The sequence below is a fragment of the Spirosoma aerophilum genome (assembly GCF_054782495.1).
In genome coordinates this window covers 100,723-119,039 of the sequence record NZ_BAAGSJ010000038.1, presented here as the reverse complement: position 1 = coordinate 119,039, position 18,317 = coordinate 100,723, and the positions used below count along the sequence as shown (strand labels likewise).

At 52.0% G+C, this 18,317-nt stretch carries 12 protein-coding genes; 3 read left to right on the top strand and 9 right to left on the bottom strand.

Translation table 11 applies throughout. The annotated features are described in order from the left end of the window. Window position 1: 1 nt before the first annotated feature. Entirely contained in the window at window positions 2–1,822 is a 1,821-nt protein-coding gene (locus ACYVK4_RS30285; RefSeq protein WP_461131331.1) for a T9SS type B sorting domain-containing protein, read from the bottom strand. Between the two features lie 156 nt (window positions 1,823–1,978). On the opposite strand from ACYVK4_RS30285, the gene pyrR reads away from it, so the two are divergent. Then, window positions 1,979–2,518, top strand: a complete 540-nt coding sequence (pyrR, locus tag ACYVK4_RS30280) for a bifunctional pyr operon transcriptional regulator/uracil phosphoribosyltransferase PyrR (RefSeq protein WP_461131330.1) — start codon at window positions 1,979–1,981, stop codon at window positions 2,516–2,518. Between the two features lie 86 nt (window positions 2,519–2,604). Here pyrR and ACYVK4_RS30275 read toward each other — a convergent pair whose 3' ends face one another. From ACYVK4_RS30275 to ACYVK4_RS30260, 4 genes are all read right to left on the bottom strand, one after another. Beyond that, window positions 2,605–5,721 carry an efflux RND transporter permease subunit gene (locus ACYVK4_RS30275; protein ID WP_461131329.1) on the bottom strand — a complete coding sequence of 1,039 codons (3,117 nt, stop codon included), beginning with the start codon at window positions 5,719–5,721 and terminating at the stop codon, window positions 2,605–2,607. 92 nt (window positions 5,722–5,813) lie between these two features. Beyond that, the gene (locus tag ACYVK4_RS30270; RefSeq protein WP_461131328.1) at window positions 5,814–6,989 is read right to left on the bottom strand and encodes an efflux RND transporter periplasmic adaptor subunit; all 1,176 of its coding nucleotides are present in this window, start codon (window positions 6,987–6,989) and stop codon (window positions 5,814–5,816) included. A gap of 365 nt (window positions 6,990–7,354) precedes the next feature. Beyond that, on the bottom strand, window positions 7,355–7,984 hold the full coding sequence (locus tag ACYVK4_RS30265; RefSeq protein WP_461131327.1) for an NUDIX hydrolase: 630 nt from the start codon (window positions 7,982–7,984) through the stop codon (window positions 7,355–7,357). Window positions 7,985–8,064: 80 nt separating this feature from the next. Further along, window positions 8,065–9,657, bottom strand: coding sequence for an NAD(P)/FAD-dependent oxidoreductase (locus ACYVK4_RS30260; protein ID WP_461131547.1), 1,593 nt, complete (start codon window positions 9,655–9,657; stop codon window positions 8,065–8,067). Between the two features lie 257 nt (window positions 9,658–9,914). On the opposite strand from ACYVK4_RS30260, the gene ACYVK4_RS30255 reads away from it, so the two are divergent. Beyond that, window positions 9,915–11,867 carry a glycoside hydrolase family 88 protein gene (locus ACYVK4_RS30255; protein ID WP_461131326.1) on the top strand — a complete coding sequence of 651 codons (1,953 nt, stop codon included), beginning with the start codon at window positions 9,915–9,917 and terminating at the stop codon, window positions 11,865–11,867. A gap of 201 nt (window positions 11,868–12,068) precedes the next feature. Here the strand turns inward: ACYVK4_RS30255 and ACYVK4_RS30250 are convergent, their stop codons facing one another. The 3 genes from ACYVK4_RS30250 to ACYVK4_RS30240 form a co-directional block, all read right to left on the bottom strand. After that, window positions 12,069–13,781 carry a GMC oxidoreductase gene (locus tag ACYVK4_RS30250; protein ID WP_461131325.1) on the bottom strand — a complete coding sequence of 571 codons (1,713 nt, stop codon included), beginning with the start codon at window positions 13,779–13,781 and terminating at the stop codon, window positions 12,069–12,071. 121 nt (window positions 13,782–13,902) lie between these two features. Further along, the gene (locus ACYVK4_RS30245; protein ID WP_461131324.1) at window positions 13,903–15,420 is read right to left on the bottom strand and encodes an FAD-binding protein; all 1,518 of its coding nucleotides are present in this window, start codon (window positions 15,418–15,420) and stop codon (window positions 13,903–13,905) included. Between the two features lie 27 nt (window positions 15,421–15,447). Beyond that, the gene (locus ACYVK4_RS30240) at window positions 15,448–15,783 is read right to left on the bottom strand and encodes a Bor/Iss family lipoprotein (RefSeq protein WP_461131323.1); all 336 of its coding nucleotides are present in this window, start codon (window positions 15,781–15,783) and stop codon (window positions 15,448–15,450) included. Between the two features lie 299 nt (window positions 15,784–16,082). On the opposite strand from ACYVK4_RS30240, the gene ACYVK4_RS30235 reads away from it, so the two are divergent. Further along, entirely contained in the window at window positions 16,083–17,291 is a 1,209-nt protein-coding gene (locus ACYVK4_RS30235) for an acyl-CoA dehydrogenase family protein (RefSeq protein WP_461131322.1), read from the top strand. Window positions 17,292–17,361: 70 nt separating this feature from the next. Here ACYVK4_RS30235 and ACYVK4_RS30230 read toward each other — a convergent pair whose 3' ends face one another. Beyond that, window positions 17,362–18,231, bottom strand: a complete 870-nt coding sequence (locus ACYVK4_RS30230) for a glycosyltransferase family 2 protein (RefSeq protein ID WP_461131321.1) — start codon at window positions 18,229–18,231, stop codon at window positions 17,362–17,364. Window positions 18,232–18,317: the final 86 nt, after the last annotated feature.

Sequence of the window (18,317 nt, the reverse complement as noted above, 5' to 3'; positions counted from 1 at the left end):
ATCAATATAATAAAGCAACCGGCTGGCGGTAGGTCATTGGGGTGCCATCCGGAAACAAACAGTCGAGCTGGCAGGCGTACATACCGGCTGGTGCCGTTTTTCCGTTGATTTGACCATCCCAGAGCGGTTCTCCGCTTGACAGGGCAAAATTAGCACGATTATACAGGACTGCACCCCATCGATCAAAAACAGTGAACGAGGTAATTGTCAGGGAGGCAAAACCGAAGTAAACGGTAAGGGCATCGTTCATCCGGTCCTGATTCGGCGAAAAAGCCGTCGGTAAAAAAAGCCGGTTCGCACAATCCTGCAGGACATTTACCGGCTGAGTAACCATACAGTTCTTATCATCCCGCAACGTCAATGTATAGGTTCCCGCTTTCAGCCCTGAAAATAAACTGCTTCGTTGAAACGACTGTCCATCGATCGAATAATCGGCAGCTGCTGTCGATGCCGATACACCGAGTTGAATCGCGCCGTTCTGTTCACCACAGGCTGAAGGTGTCGTTTGAATGGTGCCAATCTGTGGACCGGTGCTTCCGGCTATCGTAACCGATTGGCTGATTGTACAATTGGTGCTGTCTCTGGCTGTAAGGGTATAGGTACCCGCCTGCAAGTCGGTAAACTGGGAACTCGCCCGAAATGTCTGGTTGTCTATGCTGTACTGCATGGGCTTACGGCCACCCGAAATAAGCATGGTTACCTGGCCGTTTGGTAATCCGCATGATGTTGGTACGATAGCTGTGCTGAGTACCTCCATAGGTATAAAGGGTGGAAGCACGACCGCCCGGTTTACGTCGCAGCCGTTGGCATCCCGTACCCGGATGGTGTAGGCGCCACCGGCCAGTTTTGTGAAAACCGGGTCAGACTGAAACGTAAGGCCGTAGTCGATCGAGTAGGTGAGGGGGGCCTTGCCGCCAGCTGCCACCACGCTTACTTCTCCATTGGCCGTAGCACATTTGGGGGGCGTGGTTTGCATACCGGTAATAGTAGGGGGCGCGTCGTTCGTAATGGTTACGGACTGGTTGGCGCTACAGCCATTGCTATCGGTAGCGGTGATGGTGTAGGACGCCGGTTTAAGGCTCGTGAATAGCGGGCTCGACTGAGTAGCTCCCCCGTTCAGGCCATAACTCCACCCGGTTGCGCCCGTAGCGATGACTTCAATGGATCCATTGGCTTTATCACAGCCCGTGTTGGCCGCTACTGCTTTAAAAACAGGTTCGGTTATCGTTATGGTAATAGGAACCGCCGGACTTTCGTTCTGGTAGAGTGTTTGGGTAATGTAAAAAGTGGTTGTCTGAGAGATTTTAGGGCTGTAGGTATTGCCCGTTGCCAGTAAGTTGGTTTTAGTCGCAGAGGAGTACCATTTAATGTTTTTGCCCGTTACGACCAGATTAACGGGGCTGCCTTTGCAATACGCGGCCCCGGATTTAAGAACGATCCGGTACAACTCTACCTTCCCCCCCGACGCGCTGGTGCAGGTGGTGCCGTTTGCAATATTTTCGTACGTACCGATAAGGCTCTCATCAGCGGGATTATAGGTAAGAGTGCCGCGCCAGAAACAAACACTGGCCACAACCGTGCTGCCATTCTTGTCCGCTTCGTTGAATTGAACGGTCGAGCCATTAACTTGCCCCGAAATATAAGCAACTCCGCTAAAGGGTACATTGGGGTTGGCCGTTTGTGCTGTTCCCCCTAATGTGCTGCCCGCTTGCGTTAGGTTCATGATGTAATTATAAACCGCCTGATTCGGATTGGTAGGGTAGGTGACCCCCAGCCACGTACCCGCTATGTTCTGCGCAGGGCTGCACGTAGCACCCAGCATGGCCAATAAGAATAAGCAAGTAAAAGTCCGAATCCCCATACCCGACGAGCTTCATATGCGTCTACTAAAGATACAAAGAAACTTATGCTGGTAACACTACTATATTTATACCCGCTACAGAACGGTATCTGACCGACTGACCGTTATTTTTACCCTATGAATCAACAACGCCTAATTTTATCCAGTCCGTTGCTGGAAATTGTTGTGAGCCGACTGGCACAGCAGCTCATTGAGAATTATCAGGATTTTGCGGATACCGTCATTCTGGGTATGCAGCCAAGAGGCATTCACTTTGCTGACCGTGTGGCCCGTGAACTGAATCGCGCGCTCGGTCATGATGTGCCGCTGGGTTATTTAGATGCTACGTTTTATCGGGATGATTTCCGTCGAAGAGATACCCCACTACGGCCCAACACGACGCATGTGCCCTTTATTATTGAAAATAAACGGGTCATTCTGGTTGATGATGTGCTGGCAACGGGCCGGATGGTACGCGCGGCCCTCGACGCCATGACGGCCTTCGGACGCCCTCGTAAGGTGGAATTGCTGGTGCTCATCGACCGGCGCTACAACCGCGATCTGCCCATCAAACCGGATTATACCGGAAAGCGTGTCAATACCCTTGAATCACAACAGGTACTCGTTGAGTGGACCGAACAGGGCGCCGACGAGGATCGTATCTGGCTGGTTGGGTAGCGCACTTGATAGATACATAAGTTAACTAAAGGAAAAAGGGAGCCGGTAAACCGGCTCCCTTTTTCTATGAAAACACCTTTAATGGTTTAGGCATGTATTTCCAGCGGTGCTGGTTTCTCCTTGTCTTCCGGGGTCGAATTCACATCTTCGGGCTGTACGTCTTTCCGTCGCGACATGTAGGTGTAAATAACCGGAACTACATACAGGGTCAGAATAAGCGAGAACATCAGCCCACCTACGATTACGATACCGAGTGGAACCCGGCTTTTCGAGGCCGAGCCCAGCGCCAGTGCCAGTGGCAGCGCACCAAAGGCAGCTACCAGCGTAGTCATCAGGATAGGACGAAGGCGAAGCGCTGCTGATTCGGCGGCCGCTTCAAATTTGTTCTTGCCGAGGAGTCGCTGTTCATTGGCGAATTCCACAATCAGAATTCCGTTCTTCGTAACCAGTCCAACCAGCATAATGATACCAATCTGGCTGAAAATATTCAGCGTCTGGTTAAACATCCAGAGCGAGAACACCGCACCGGCAAGGGCCAGGGGAACGGTAATCATGATAATGAGCGGATCGATAAACGAATCGAACTGAGCGGCCAATACCAGATATACCAAAATGAGCGCCAAGCCGAAGGCAAACAGCGTGTTGGAAGAGCTTTCGGCATAATCGCGTGAAGGTCCTGAAAGAGCCGTCTGGAAACTTTCATCCAGCGTACGGGCAGCAATGGCCCTCATGGCCTCTACGCCATCACCAACGGTTTTTCCGGGAGCCAGGCCCGCCGATACCGTTGCCGATTTGAAGCGGTTGTAGTGATACACCTGTGGCGGGCTACTCACTTCCTGGAACTTAACCAGGTTATCCAATTGAATAAGCTGACCTTGGTTGGAGCGAACATAGAAGGAGGCTAGATCGACGGGCGTATCGCGGTCGGCCCGGTCAACCTGACCAATGACCTGATACTGCTTGCCATTCATCAGGAAGTAAGCCAGACGCCGGTTACTCAGTGCAAGCTGTAAGGTTTGAGCCACATCCTGCACCGAAATACCGAGGTTCGTCGCTTTCTCGCGGTCGATACTGATGTTAAGCTCGGGCTTGTTGAATTTAAGGTCGACGTCGGAGTTCTGGAACGTCGGGTCTTTAGCCACTTCGTCCAGGAAGGTTGGCAGCTTTTCGCGGAGTTTCTCGAAGTTCAGGTTCTGAATAACGAACTGCACGGGCAGGCCACCACCCCGACCCACCTGAATGGTCTGGTCCTGGGTAGCAAACATCCGGGCTTCGTTAAACTTCTTGAGGTTTTTGTTTACGTAGTCGACAATTTCCTGCTGCGACCGTTTCCGTTCGCCAGACTCAACCAGGTTGAGCATCACAAACGAAGAGTTTACGGCACCCGCACCGGAAAAACCAGGAGCTACCACACTAAAAGCGAGCTTGGTTTCCGGAATAGAATCGAGAACAAAGTTCATGACCCGATCCGTAACGGAAGCCTGTGCTTCATAGCTGGTGCCCTCGGGTGATGTAATCGAAAGGCGTGTCCGGCCGCGATCTTCGAGCGGGGCCAACTCAGATTTGAGCAACGATCCCAGTCCAAAAATTAAGAGCAGGCAGGCACCAATCATGACAAAGGCCCAGCCTCGCTTGCCCATAAAAGTGCCCAGTGAGGAGCGATAGGAGTTATCCAGCCACTCAAAAAACGGCTCCGTTTTGCGGTAAAACCAGGACCGACCGTGGTTTTTGCTGGTCAGTTTTACACTAAGGACAGGCGTCAGCGTCAGGGAAACGAAAGCCGAAATTAACACGGCACCCGCTACCACAATTCCGAATTCGCGGAAAAGACGACCCACAAACCCTTCCAGGAAAATAATGGGCAGGAATACGATGGCCAGCGTAATACTGGTCGCAATGACGGCGAAGAAAATCTCGTTCGAGCCTTCCCGTGCCGCCTGCTTCGTTTCCATACCCTGCTCGATCTTTTTGAAGATATTCTCCGTAACTACGATACCATCATCCACCACAAGACCAGTCGCCAGTACGATACCCAGTAAGGTCAATACATTGATACTGAAGTCGGCAACGTACATGATAAAGAACGCCCCGATCAGCGATACCGGGATGTCGATCAGCGGACGGAAGGCGATCAGCCAGTCACGGAAGAAGAAATAGATGACCAGCACCACCAGCACAAAGGAGATAAGCAGTGTTTCGCCTACTTCCTCAATGGCCCGCCGGATGAACGTACTGCGGTCGACACCAATACTGACGATAATATCGTCGGGTAAGTCTTTTTTAAGCTGGTCGAAACGCTTATAAAACTCATCGGCAATGCTTACGTAATTGGCGCCTGGCTGCGGAATCAGGGCCAGAATGACACCTACCGCACCGTTTTGCTTGGAGATGGTCTCTTCATTCTCGGCTCCAATCGTAGCATAGCCAACATCCTTGAATCGGACGATCTGATTGCTGGTCTGCCGTAAGATCAGGTTATTGAAATCCTCTTCAGTTGTTAGACGGCCGACGGCTTTCACGGTTAACTCAGTGCTGTTACCATACACTTTACCGCTGGGAAGCTCTACGTTCTGAGCGTTGAGGGCCGCCTGAATATCCTGCGAGGTCAACCGGTAAGCCGACAATTTGATGGGGTCGATCCACAAACGCATGGCCTGACGTTTCAGACCATAGATATTCGCCTGACTGACGCCCGGAATGGTTTGGAGCCGCTCCTGGAGTACGTTCTCGGCATAATCCGACAGTTGGGTCGGGTTCCGCGTGGTACTCTGCACGGTCATGAAAATGATCGGGTCGGAGTTGGCGTCGGCTTTTGTTACAACGGGCGGTGCATCAATGTCCTGCGGTAACTGCCGCTGGGCCTGGGCTACCTTATCGCGTACGTCGTTGGCTGCCTGCTCGAGGTCAGCATCCAGGTTAAATTCAACCGTGATGGTACTGGCCCCCAGGGCACTGTTGGACGAGATGGTTCGAATCCCCTCGATGCTGTTTAGCGACTTCTCGATAGGTTCAGTAATCTGCGACTCAATAATGTCGGGGTTGGCACCGGTGTAGTTGGTTCGCACCGAAATAACCGGCGGGTCAATGGCCGGGTATTCACGAACACCCAGAAAGGTGAAACCGATAACTCCGAATAGCACGATGACGATGGACATCACCATAGCAAATACCGGTCGGTTGAGACTAAGCTCGGGTAGACTCATGGGTAGTTGAGTTTAATTTGTTTCGGGTTTCGGAATCCGGTATAAGGTATTCAGGTCGCGTACCGGCCGAATACCTTATACCAATTACTACTTTATTGAAGAGCAACTTTAGGTCCATTACCTGTACCGGGTAGTGTGATCACTTTGTTTACCTTTACGGGGGCATCGGGTTTCAAAAACAATAGACCCGTTGTCGCTACGGTATCTCCTTTCTGCAGGCCAGATAAAATCTGTATGGCTCCCGCTGTGCGCAGACCCGTTTTTACATCTTTAAACTGGGCTTTTCCGTCCTTTACCACAATGACCTGATTGGTTCGGGTTTGTGGGATAACGGCCTGGGTTGGCACCACCAGACTCTGATCATTCTGTATCGTTAACGTTACGCGGGCAAAGGTGCCGGGTCGGAAGCGGGGTTGTCCTTTTTCGGTGCCGGTGTTGTTAACGCGTGCCCGAATGCGAAGGTTACGGGTCTGCTCTTCGACACCCGGTTCAATGGCATACACAACGCCCTGACTGGCCTGACCGCTTCCATCTACCATAAACGAAATTTGACTGCCGCTGTGTACGGCCGGGCCATATTTTTCGGGTATGGAGAAGTCAAGCTTCAGGGATGAAATCTGTTGCAGACGTGCAATCAGGGTATTCGGTGAAACCACTGCCCCGGCGCTGACGTTGCGAAGGCCGATGACACCAGAAAAAGGAGCTCGAATCTCCGTCCGTTGCAGATTGGCTTTCACCAGTTCAATATCAGCCAGTGACGACCGCAAGTTGGTTGTCACAATGTCATATTCCTGCTGGCTGATACCTCCGCGTGCCAGCAACTGCTTATTTCGTTCTTCCGTACGGCGGGCATTATCGGCCTGGGCCTGAAGCTTTTCAAGCTGTGCGCGAAGGTCGGCATCGAAGAGTTTGACGAGGAGCGCACCCTTGGCTACCGGACGGCCCTCCTGGATATTAAGCTGGGTAATACGGGCTGATATTTCGGGATAAATATCGACTTGCTCATTGGGTAGAAGTGAGCCGCTGGAGACAACATCTTCCTGTAATCGTTGGGAAATGACAACATAGCCATTCACATTTACAGGGCCACCCCCGCCGGGACCACCCGGTCCGCCTTTGCCACCACCCGGTCCGCCCTTAGCGTCGGGTCCGCCTTTGCCGCCACCACCGCCGGCCGATGCACCCGGAGCGGGATGTAAAATCTTATTGTACACAATTATCCCGCCGAGTACCGCAACGACGAGAACGATAGCAATCCATCTTTTCACAGGAAAATTATTTGCAGAAAGGGTCTATGTTTTTAACGACCGAATGATCGTATTTGTTCTTATACTGCAAAGCTATCACGGTTAACGACTATATCAATCGTCAGTTGGCTGAATATGAACGTATTTTGTCGAAAATGTTCAGGCGTAAACGTAGAGGATAACTATATTTTTATGCGTATAAATGCTTACTAATAACCAAACGTTAAGTAGATTTTATGTCCGTAAATGTAGTGTTAGTTCGTGATTATGAACAGAATGGCTGGTGGAACGTGTAATCTCTAAACGTCTACCGTTGAATAGGTATTTCAGGAAGTACTTAGCGAGTTGATTTGATTAAAGAAATTTATTCGACATGCACGACCTATTTACGAGTCCAGTACCATGAGGAGCTCGCTGATCATCATGGCAGTGGCCCCCCAGACACGATAACCCTGTATCTGATAAAAGGGCGCATCGACCATAACGCCCCGAACCTCAATCTGGCTGTCGCCCACAATGGTTTCGTCCAGTAGGGTTTCCAGACTTACTTCCACCACCGCTTCCACTTCGCGAGGGTCGGGGTAAAAATCGGGACGGTACGGCAGCATGCCCACCACGGGCTGTACGTAGAAGTTGCTGGGTGGAATATATAACTCGGTCAGCAAGCCCAGTACTTTCACATCCGATACCCGTATGCCGACTTCCTCCTGCGCTTCCCGCAGGGCCGTTCGGGTCAGGTTTTCGTCAATGCGCTCCATTCGCCCGCCTGGAAAGGCCATCTGACCGGCGTGCACACCATCATACTGGGGCCTTAGGATGAGGGGCAGGAAAATTGACTCTTTATAGGGGTAAAAACAAACCAGCACGGCACTCCGACGCGTCCGTTCGTTGGGTTTGATGCCAAGCCGATACCGGGCTGTCGACGCCATTTTTTGATGAGCGGCTTCGCCGGGCAGCGGCTTCTGCAACCGTTGACGGAGGTGTTCAGAAAACGTATGGAAGCTGGTGTCGATCATGGATATAAAATTCCCGTTTTCAAGTTCAAGGTTCCCGGAGAGCGGAGGAAAGAAGGTAACTTCCAACTTGAGCCCTCAAACTACAAACCTTTTTTGTATAACGTAACTAATTCTTCAGCACATCGTTCGCCGTCCATGGCAGCCGATACAATACCGCCCGCATAGCCCGCCCCTTCGCCACAGGGGAACAGTCGGCTAACTTGCTCATGCTCACACGTTTCCCTGTTGCGAGGAATGCGGACGGGAGACGACGTTCTGCTTTCAACGCCAATGACCTGTCCCTCATTGCTTAAGTAACCACGCATTTTTCGGCCAAAATCACGAAGTCCCTGTCGAAGGGGTTGTGCAATATGGTCGGGAAGCACCTCCGTCATATCGACCGAAGTCAGACCGGGCTGGTAGGAGGTGGGGAGCAACTGGTTCGATACGTGCCCATCCACAAAATCGGCGATGCGTTGTGCGGGTGCTGTTTGCCGGCCGTCGCCCATTTTGCAGGCCCATCGTTCGAGGTCCTGTTGCAGAGCGAGTCCGGCCAGTGGCCCTTCATCTGCGTAGGGAAGCAGGTCTTCGTCGGCAATGGCTACCACAAGGCCTGAATTGGCAAACTGCGAATCCCGGCGCGATGGCGACATACCATTTACGACCAGCTCGCCCGGAGCCGTGGCCGCCGGAACAATAAAACCACCCGGACACATGCAGAACGAAAATACCCCCCGTTCCACGCCTTTGAAGCGGGTCTGGGCCACTAAACTATACGAAGCTGCCGGTAAATAATCGCCACGGCTGGGCCGGTGATACTGAAACTGATCGATCAAACTTTGCTGGTGTTCGATGCGAACGCCCATGGCAAAAGGTTTGGCTTCGATACGAACGTGTCGCTGCTGAAGCAGATAGAAGATGTCGCGCGCTGAGTGGCCCGTTGCCAGAATAACGCCAATGCCCAACACCGATTCACCATTGGCGAGCACAACCCCTTTCAGTTCGGTCGGATTCGCAGGACTTCCGCCCAGAATCAGGTCGGTAACTTTGGTGTCAAACCGAACCTCCCCCCCGGCTCGCAGAATGCTCTCGCGCAGGTCGGTCACTACGTTCGGTAGTTTGTTGGTGCCAATGTGCGGGTGAGCATCGACCAGAATCTGCTCGGTAGCGCCGTGAGCTACGAAAATCTCCAGAATACGTCGGACGTCACCCCGTTTAGTTGAGCGGGTGTACAGTTTCCCATCCGAGTAAGTACCGGCACCGCCCTCCCCAAAGCAATAGTTCGATTCGGGGTTAACCACATGGTCTTTGTTGATAGCGGCCAGATCGCGTCGGCGGGCGCGCACGTCGCTGCCGCGTTCGATCACAATGGGTTTAACGCCCAACTCGATCAGACGAAGGGCTGCAAAAAGCCCGGCGGGTCCGGCGCCAACCACAATAGCCTGCGGTGCCCGGCTCACGTCGGCCTGGGGTTTCTGGTACTGGATGAGCGGGGGCGGGGTTTCACCGGCAAACACATCGGCGTCTACTTTTACCCGAACCTGCCGATTGCGGGCATCAATAGACTGCCTGCGTTTACGCACCACCACATCGGCGGTGTTTGGCAGCGAAAGATGATCTAAAGCCTGCTCCCGAAAAGCAGTCTCGTCCAGAGCCAGTTCGGGGGGTAGGTTAAGTGAAATCTGGTGAATCATTGTCAGAAAGACCGCTTCGGTGCGTCGGCACGGCAAGTCGGTAAATAATTGACTATACCTGTATGAAGGCAAAATCATACAGGCTGGTGCAATCTACTAACAGGTAGATTTTAGTTTGGGTTCTTTTCGCCTTATTTCAATCGGATTTGCCCGGCTGACGGAATTTACTCAGTTTTGTTTAGCAATTTGCCGGTTTATAAACGGGTAGAAACCAGCTATACTGGTCTATTCAGACGTACAAACAAGAACAAAGAACAATGAAGTTTAGCCTTCTGGGTTGCCTCCTTATTTTGGGTCATAGTGCACTGGCGCAGTCGTCGCCTTCCTCATCTGCTCGCCCAATGCCCTGGTCGCAGCGTATGGCAGCGACCATCATGACCAACAATGCCGATTCCATAGCCTATGTAAAAGAAGGTAAAGATGCCCGTTGGGAGTATGAAATGGGCGTTATCCTGGAAGCCATCGAACAGGTCTGGTACCGCACCGCCGACGACCGTTATTTTCAGTATATCCAGAAAAATATGGATCGGTATGTCAATGCCAACGGCGACATCCGAACCTATAAAATGGACGATTACAATATTGACTTTGTAACCCCCGGCCGGGCGCTGCTAACGCTGGCTCAGCAGTCGTTGCCCGGTAGCGAAAAATACCGCAAAGCCGCTGAGACACTCCGGCAGCAGCTGGTCCAGCAACCCCGCACCAACGAAGGCGGGTTCTGGCACAAGAAACGCTACCCATATCAGATGTGGCTCGATGGGCTCTACATGGCCGAGCCCTTCTATGCCGAATATACCCGCGTGTATGGACCAACTGCCGGCACGAACAGGAACAATGGGTTTGACGACATTGCCAACCAGTTTGTGTGGATGGAGAACCACGCCCGTGATGCCAAAACCGGTCTGCTCCATCATGGCTGGGACGAAAGCCGGGAGCAAAAGTGGGCCAATAAGCAAACGGGTAAATCACCTAATTTCTGGAGTCGGGCCATGGGCTGGTACGCTATGGCCCTGGTCGATGTGCTGGATCACTTTCCGCAGTCGCACCCCCGCCGGGCCGAACTGGTGGCTATTCTCCAGCGCACCATGCCTGCCATTGTGAAGTATCAGGACCCCAAATCGGGTTGCTGGTATCAAGTGACCGACCGAATCGGCGATAAAGGAAACTACCTTGAAGCGTCCGGCACCGGTATGTTTGTGTATGCCATTGCCAAAGGGGTACGCATGGGCTACCTACCGGCTTCTATGCTGGCTGCTGCCCGGAAAGGCTACGAGGGTATGTTGAAAAACTTTATCTCGACGGATGAGAAAGGTCAGATTCACCTGGAAAAAACGGTGCTTGTCAGTGGGTTGGGCGGCACTCCCTACCGGGATGGCAGTTATGAATATTACCTGAGTGAGCCGCTGCGGCAGGATGATCTGAAAGGCGTTGGCCCGTTTATCATGGCTAGTGTCGAGATGGAAATAGCCGCGGAGAACGCAACTGCCAAAAATAAAACCGTTGCCGTTGATAATTACTTTAACCATGAGTTTCGCAAGGGCGTAACGGGTGAGCAGGAACCGTTCCATTACACCTGGGAGGATCGAATGCACTCAGGATTCTTCTGGTGGGGAACCATCTTCCGGAATCTGGGAGCTAAAACGGCTACTATAACCGGGCCGCCAACGGCCGCTTCACTGAAGGGTGTCGATGTATATATTATCGTTGACCCCGATACCCAAAAAGAAACGGCCAAGCCAAACTACGTGAGTGAAACGGATATTTCTGCCATTGCAAACTGGGTGCAGGCGGGTGGTACGCTGGTGCTGATGGCCAATGATACCTCCAATTGCGAACACGTACAGTTCAACAAACTGGCCGCTCACTTCGGTATGCAGTTTCTGCCCAAAAACCGGAACATGGTGCAGGGAACCCAGTGGGATCAGGGAACGATTAGCATACACGCTACGGATCGCACGATCTTCCCCAATACCCGAACCGTATATATTAAAGAACTGGCCCCGCTGGCCGTAACCCCTCCGGCAAAAGCTGCCGTAACCGATTCGGGCGATATCATTATGGGCGTTGCCAGGGTTGGTAAGGGCCGCGTTTTCGCCGTGGGTGACCCCTGGTTATACAACGAGTACGTAGACGGTCGCCGGATACCCGCCAAATTTCAGAACTTCCAGGCCGCCAAAGACCTGGCTACCTGGTTAGTAAATAATCGGTAAGTCAGTAAGCGGCTTCGCCTAAGTCGATAAGTCGGTAAGCGGCTTCGCCTAAGTCGGTAAGTCAGTAAGTTAGTAAGTTAGTAAGCGGCTTCGCCTAAGTCAGTAAGTCAGTAAGTGGCTGACGCGACTGTTGCTTGCTCGCGTCAGCCACTTACTGACTTACCGACTTATTGACTTAGGGGAAGCCGCTTACCGACTGACCTACAACATGCGTGCCTTTAGCTGCTTTACGGCGTAGTTGGCGGCTCGGGCGGTGAGGGCCATGTAGGTGAGCGAGGGATTTTGGGTGCTGGTGGAGGTCATGCAGGCCCCGTCGGTCACGAAAACGTTTTTGCAGAGATGCAGTTGATTCCACTTGTTGAGTAACGACGTTTTGGGGTCGTGGCCCATTCGTACGCCCCCCATTTCATGGTTTTCGCTGCCGGGCAATCGTCCGGTGTCCTGTGTGCGGATGTTTTTGAATCCGGCTTTGGTGTACATTTCCGTGAATTGCTCAAAGAAGTCCTTCAGAATCTTCTCATCGTTGGCATCATAGCCTACAGATATGCGCAGTTGCGGAAGGCCCCACTTGTCTTTCAGAACCGGATCGAGCCGAACGGTGCTTTCGGCTTTCGGAATGGTTTCGGCCATCATGGCGGAGCCGACCTGCCATTCGCCCAATCGGGTACTTAGCAGTTCCTGTTTAAGGGCAGCCCCAAGGCCTTCCTGGTTTTGAATCGTTGCCCGTGATGAGTAGAACGTTGCCGCGTACCCACGCAGGAAGTCGGTTTCCTGTTTATATACATTCCTGAACCGGGGAATGTAGCTGCTGTTGGGCCGTCGGCCGTCGGTGGTGAAGGTGTCAAAGCCTTCGTAGGAAGCCGATATACGTCCCCGGTAACTATGAAAAGCCATGTGCGTGCCCAGCAGCCCGCTGTCGTTACCCAGTCCGTTTGGAAACCGGTTCGACGTTGAGTGCAGCAAAATAAGGTTGGTGTGCAGGGCCGATGCATTCAGGAAAATAAGGCGGGCGTAGTATTCGGTCAGCGTATTCGTCTGGGTATCAAGGACGCGTACACCCGTTGCTTTTCGGCGGGCATCGTCGTAAATGATGGAATGCACAATGGAGTTGGGCTGCAGCGTGAGTTTCCCCGTTTTCATGGCCCAGGGTAGGGTAGACGCATTGCTGCTGTAATAGCCGCCATACGGACAACCCCGCTCACAGAGCGTTCGGTGCTGGCACTGGGCGCGGCCCTGTTGAAAATGAATAGGCCTGGGTTGGGTCAAATGGGCGGCCCGCCCCATAATGACATGGCGGTCGGGGTAGTGCGCAGCGACCTGTTTCTTAAAATAGGATTCCACACAAGACATTTCGTGCGGAGGCAAAAACTCGCCATCGGGCAAAGTGGCAAGCCCATCTTTGTTTCCTGTAATGCCCGCAAATTTCTCCACATGGCTGTACCAGGGCGCTATATCCGCGTAGCGAATGGGCCAGTCAACAGCAAACCCATCGCGGGCCGGTCCAGTGAAATCGAAATCGCTCCATCGTTGCGTTTGTCGCCCCCAGAGTAGCGAGCGCCCTCCCACCTGATAGCCGTGCATCCAGTCGAACGGTTTATCCTGTACGTACGGCTGGTCGCTGTCTTTGGCGAAAAAGTGCTGGGTATCTTCCCGAAAAGCGTAATTCCGGCTGGCAATGGAATACTCCTGCTGAACAGCGCGGGATACCTGCCCCCGGTGTTCCATCTCCCAGGGATTCAGATTAGCCGTGGGGTAGTCGGTCACGTGTTTTACATCCCGTCCCCGTTCCAGCACCAGCGTTTGAAGGCCGTGCTCCGTCAGTTCTTTGGCGGCCCAGCCACCACTCATACCGGAGCCTACGACAATGGCGTCGAAGGTGCGTGCTTTCAGACTGTCTATTGTAAGATTGGCCATGTAGACTAAAGTGTCTGATGAGCCATTTTTAACTATTAATGCTTAACCGGTACTCACGAAGTACCCACGGGTTTCAACCCGTGTTACTTGCTATAACACGGGTTAAAACCCGTGGGTACGTTTAATCCAATATGGTATCCAGTCCCAATTCTGTCATCATATCGTTCGTAAATACCTGCATACAGTCTTTTCGTTGCATGAGTTTATTCCGGGCGGCTATCCACCGGTCCACGCGGTCATCGGAATACATCAAACGTAAACGTTCTTTGGACAGGCTGAGGATCTTGCCCCAGTGAAATGTAAATGGAATCGACTCGGTTTCCAGTTTATCCCAGAAAGCTTCACAAAAATCAATGGTGTGTTTCGAGAAAATACCGTCTAATTCAACAACACAGGTAACGGGGAATTTAGTGAATCCCAGGGTGGCATCCGTTCCCTTTACGTATCGAAAGGCAATGACGCCCGTAAATGGGCCATTGGTTTCGTTGAGTGCTACGAGCATGTCCTTGACCAGAACGGCATTGGCCAGATCCACACCAACGGCAGCGCTAAGGACCTTGCCATGAACGTCGGTGTTCGAGAAGATTTCCCCGTGCGTGCCCATCACATGACTGTAGGGTTTATACTGGGTATTCGTGAGCGCATTGACCAGCGTCGGCACCAGAGCGGGTATCGCTTCGGTAATGGCTCCGATAAACGTAGGCGCATCGTCGCCGGGGCCAATGTCGCCGAGTGTGGTGGCTGGTGGTGTATATGTATCCGTGTAGGGCCGCTTGTATAGGGTGGTCACATAAGCGCCCTTGTCCAGATCATATAAATTCAACACTGTCTGAAAATGATAAGGCCGTTCATCGCCGTTCGGTAGAGAAGAGCCCTTGAAGTCGAGCGTGGTCATGAGCGTTAGCAGGGCGTCGTCGATCAGCATCCGTTCCCGGTGACTTTCATACAGAAAAAGCGGGACTGTTTCGATCATGACCCCGTGAATAAATCCGAAACTCCCGAAGTTAACCAGGGCCGCATTGAACAGCTCATCGTCGCGGACCGGCTCGGCATGGATACGCCTGAGAAAGGAAGCTGACGCCACCGGGTATGATTTTTTTTCGAGCCAGACGTGCCGGGTGGGGCTAACAATCAGGTGGAGACCCACCACAAAGTTCGAGATAGACCCAATGTCGAACGCCGAGCCGTGTGTACCGGTCGATAACGCCCCGGCAATGGTTTGGCCGTTGCTGGCCCCCGACGTCATGAGCGACCGGTTTCGTTTGCGAAGGCGGTCGCTGAGTTCCTGAACCGACACCCCGCACTGGCAAAACAACAGATCATCGGCTGTTTTCTGGTAATTTTTATGAACGCTGGCCGACGTTATTTTAATGGTTAGGTTCAGTAGTTTGGTGTTTAGTAAAATGCCGTCGGTCGCTGTAATTTTGGTGAATGACCATTCGCCCCCAATGGCGCGGAGGTGCCGTTTCTTTTGAATCGCTTCGGCAATGATTTTTTGAATGCCCCCTGTTGTCGCGTTATAATCATCGACCACATTGCCGGAATCGTCATTGGCCAGGTCATACAGATTTTCGATCGGCTGATCGAACGTTTCGTGGCGGGGCGACCAGGTGCGCTGGTTAGTAGGATGAATAATCATAAGGTGCGGTATTTTTTTTCGTATGATCTATAGTTCACCTTCGCGCGGACACGGTTTGGGACATTTCCACTCCACCCGAACAGGGCTCCAGATGCCCAGCGTAGCTACTGTAATGAGCGAGTAGCCGAAATTGGTCGTCATGCGCACCTCGTCGAGGCTCTTCAGATTCAGGGAATCACAGTTCGTCGCGATCACATTCTTTTGAACCAATCCCCAGAAAAACGAATGAGCCGTTTTTTTCTGGTAACCTGTGGACGGGTCAAATCTGGAGGTTGTGATCCGGTAATGATAACAGCTCTGGGTAAGAAAGAGGAGGGCTACCAGCGTGAACTGATGAACCCACAAACGCTTTTTTGATATCATGGCCAGCGTGTTTAAGGAAATGAACAACTGAGGTGCAACTGATCGTTGGGCTACGTGTCGAAGGCAGTGTCCCGATCAGCGGTGAAGCCCATATATAGTGTTTCTGCCGCTTTTTAGTAACAATGATTGAGGGAAGGGTAGGGCGTAGTTAGTAAGCGGTAAAAAATAGGTGTATCTTACTTATTGATAGTCAGATGCGTAAAGTGGTCATCTGGTGGCGGGGGAAAAACCATTGGTTACCCCATTCTTAAAAAATCAAAAGTTTGGTAACAAGGCCTACCTTTTTGAGTTAACACCCTATGCAAGCCCCTTCCCTAACTCCATCCCGAAATAAGGTCGATTCATTTGAGTCGCCCGATTTTTACTGTCTCGACGATCTACTCACGGCCGAACACAAGTTGGTGCGATCGGCTGTGCGCAATTTTGTGAAACGCGAGATTACGCCCATTGCTGAGGAGTATGCCCAGCGGGGTGAGTTTCCCCGCCATATCGTGCCAAAATTTGGTCAGATCGGTGTGTTTGGTGCCACCATTCCAACCGAATATGGTGGGGGTGGACTCGATCAGATCTCTTACGGTCTCATGACCCAGGAAATTGAACGGGGGGATTCGGGGATGCGATCCTGCGTATCGGTTCAGAACTCGCTGGTCATGTATCCGATCTGGGCGTTTGGCTCCGAGACGCAGCGGCAGAAATACCTGCCCCGGCTGGCAACGGGCGAAATGCTGGGTTGTTTTGGCCTCACGGAACCCAATCACGGCTCGGACCCCGGTGGTATGGAAACCAACTTCATCGAACGAAGCGATTATTTTCTGCTCAATGGCTCGAAGCTCTGGATCACGAATGCCAATATTGCCGACATCGCCATTGTATGGGCCAGAAATGACCAGGGTAAAGTACGCGGTCTGATTGTCGAGCGTGGTATGGAAGGTTTTACTACGGCCGAGATCAGCAACAAATGGTCATTGCGGGCCAGCACCACCGGCGAAATGGTCTTTCAGGATGTGCAGGTGCCGAAAGAAAATATCCTGCCCGAAGCTTTCGGGCTGAAAAGTGCGCTGAAGTGTCTGGAACAGGCTCGTTACGGTATAAGCTGGGGGGCATTAGGTGCTGCTATGGAATGCTACGAAGTGGCCCGGCGCTACGCTCTCGAACGGATTCAATTTGGCAAACCCATCGCCAGTTTTCAGTTGGTACAGAAAAAACTGGCCGAGATGCTGACCGATATCACACAGGGGCAATTGCTTTGCTGGCGACTTGGCGTACTTAAAAATGAAGACAGAGCGACTGTGGCCCAGATTTCAATGGCAAAGCGAAACAATGTAGAAATGGCTCTGCGGGTAGCCCGTGAAGCGCGCCAGATTCTGGGTGCTATGGGTATATCCGGCGAATATCCGATCATGCGCCATCTCATGAACCTTGAATCAGTCAGTACGTATGAAGGTACTCACGATATTCAGTTGCTGATTTTAGGCGCGGAGATAACGGGTATTCCGGCGTTCAAATAGATAGTGAATTGGTGGACTGGGTGAATGGTTTGCGGCTCAACGGATAAACCATTCATTCACTCATCCTTTATCAGTGTTCGGCGTGTTTAACAACGCCCTTGCTGGTCAGGTATAGATTCAACCGTCTGGCCTCTTTCTTCACCCGAAAAATATACGCTTTCACCAAACTGCCAGATTCCATCAACCGACGGTCTCCCGTCCATACACGGGCATGATGGTTACCAACCCGTTGCAGGGCTCCCTTCTGTGCCAGGCAATAGGCCATCCAGCCGTCTTCCGAGCGCCCTGTAACCTTTCGGTCAAGATCATGGCGAAAACCGCCCACTGCCAGGCCATCTTTCCTGCGAAAGGCAAAATTAAATCCCATCACGTCGACAAACTCTCTGTTTTTACGTTTGATCTTCTTGAACGATTCAGATGTCAGCTCGTGCAGGCCCAGCGAAAAGCGAGCTGTGTTCTGGCTGGGAATAAAGGAATAGACACCGTATGAACATGAAACTTCCGGCCGCAGTAACGGCTTAACAAGTGCATCCACCCAATTAGGGGGATAAATACTGTCGGCATCGGCACACAGGATAAACTGACCTCTTGCTTTTTCGAGTCCAGCCTGTCGGGCAAAACTGATGCCTTGGTCTGCCACGAATACCGATTTTACCCCACATAGATCAAGAAGTTCCTGTGTTCGATCGGTTGAATTATTATTCGCCACAATTAACTCTGTACGAAAGGAGGTTTTAATAGCCGCTATGGAGGAGAGCGTTTGCAGAATGTTTTTCTCTTCGTTATAGGCAGGAATGACGATCGATACTTCCGGGTTGGGCGTCGCAAACCGTTGTAAACCAGATTTGAGCGATCGTATAACCTCTTCGCTGACGGGCACCCCTGACCCGAACGTCTGGGTATGCTGCTGTACCCACTTGGGTATCGTAAACAGTCTCATACGTAATTTAATAACCAATTAGGTAGATCGTATAAAGTTAGATAAGCTATAGTATGTCTTAAGTAGTAAAGTACCGTAGCAATATT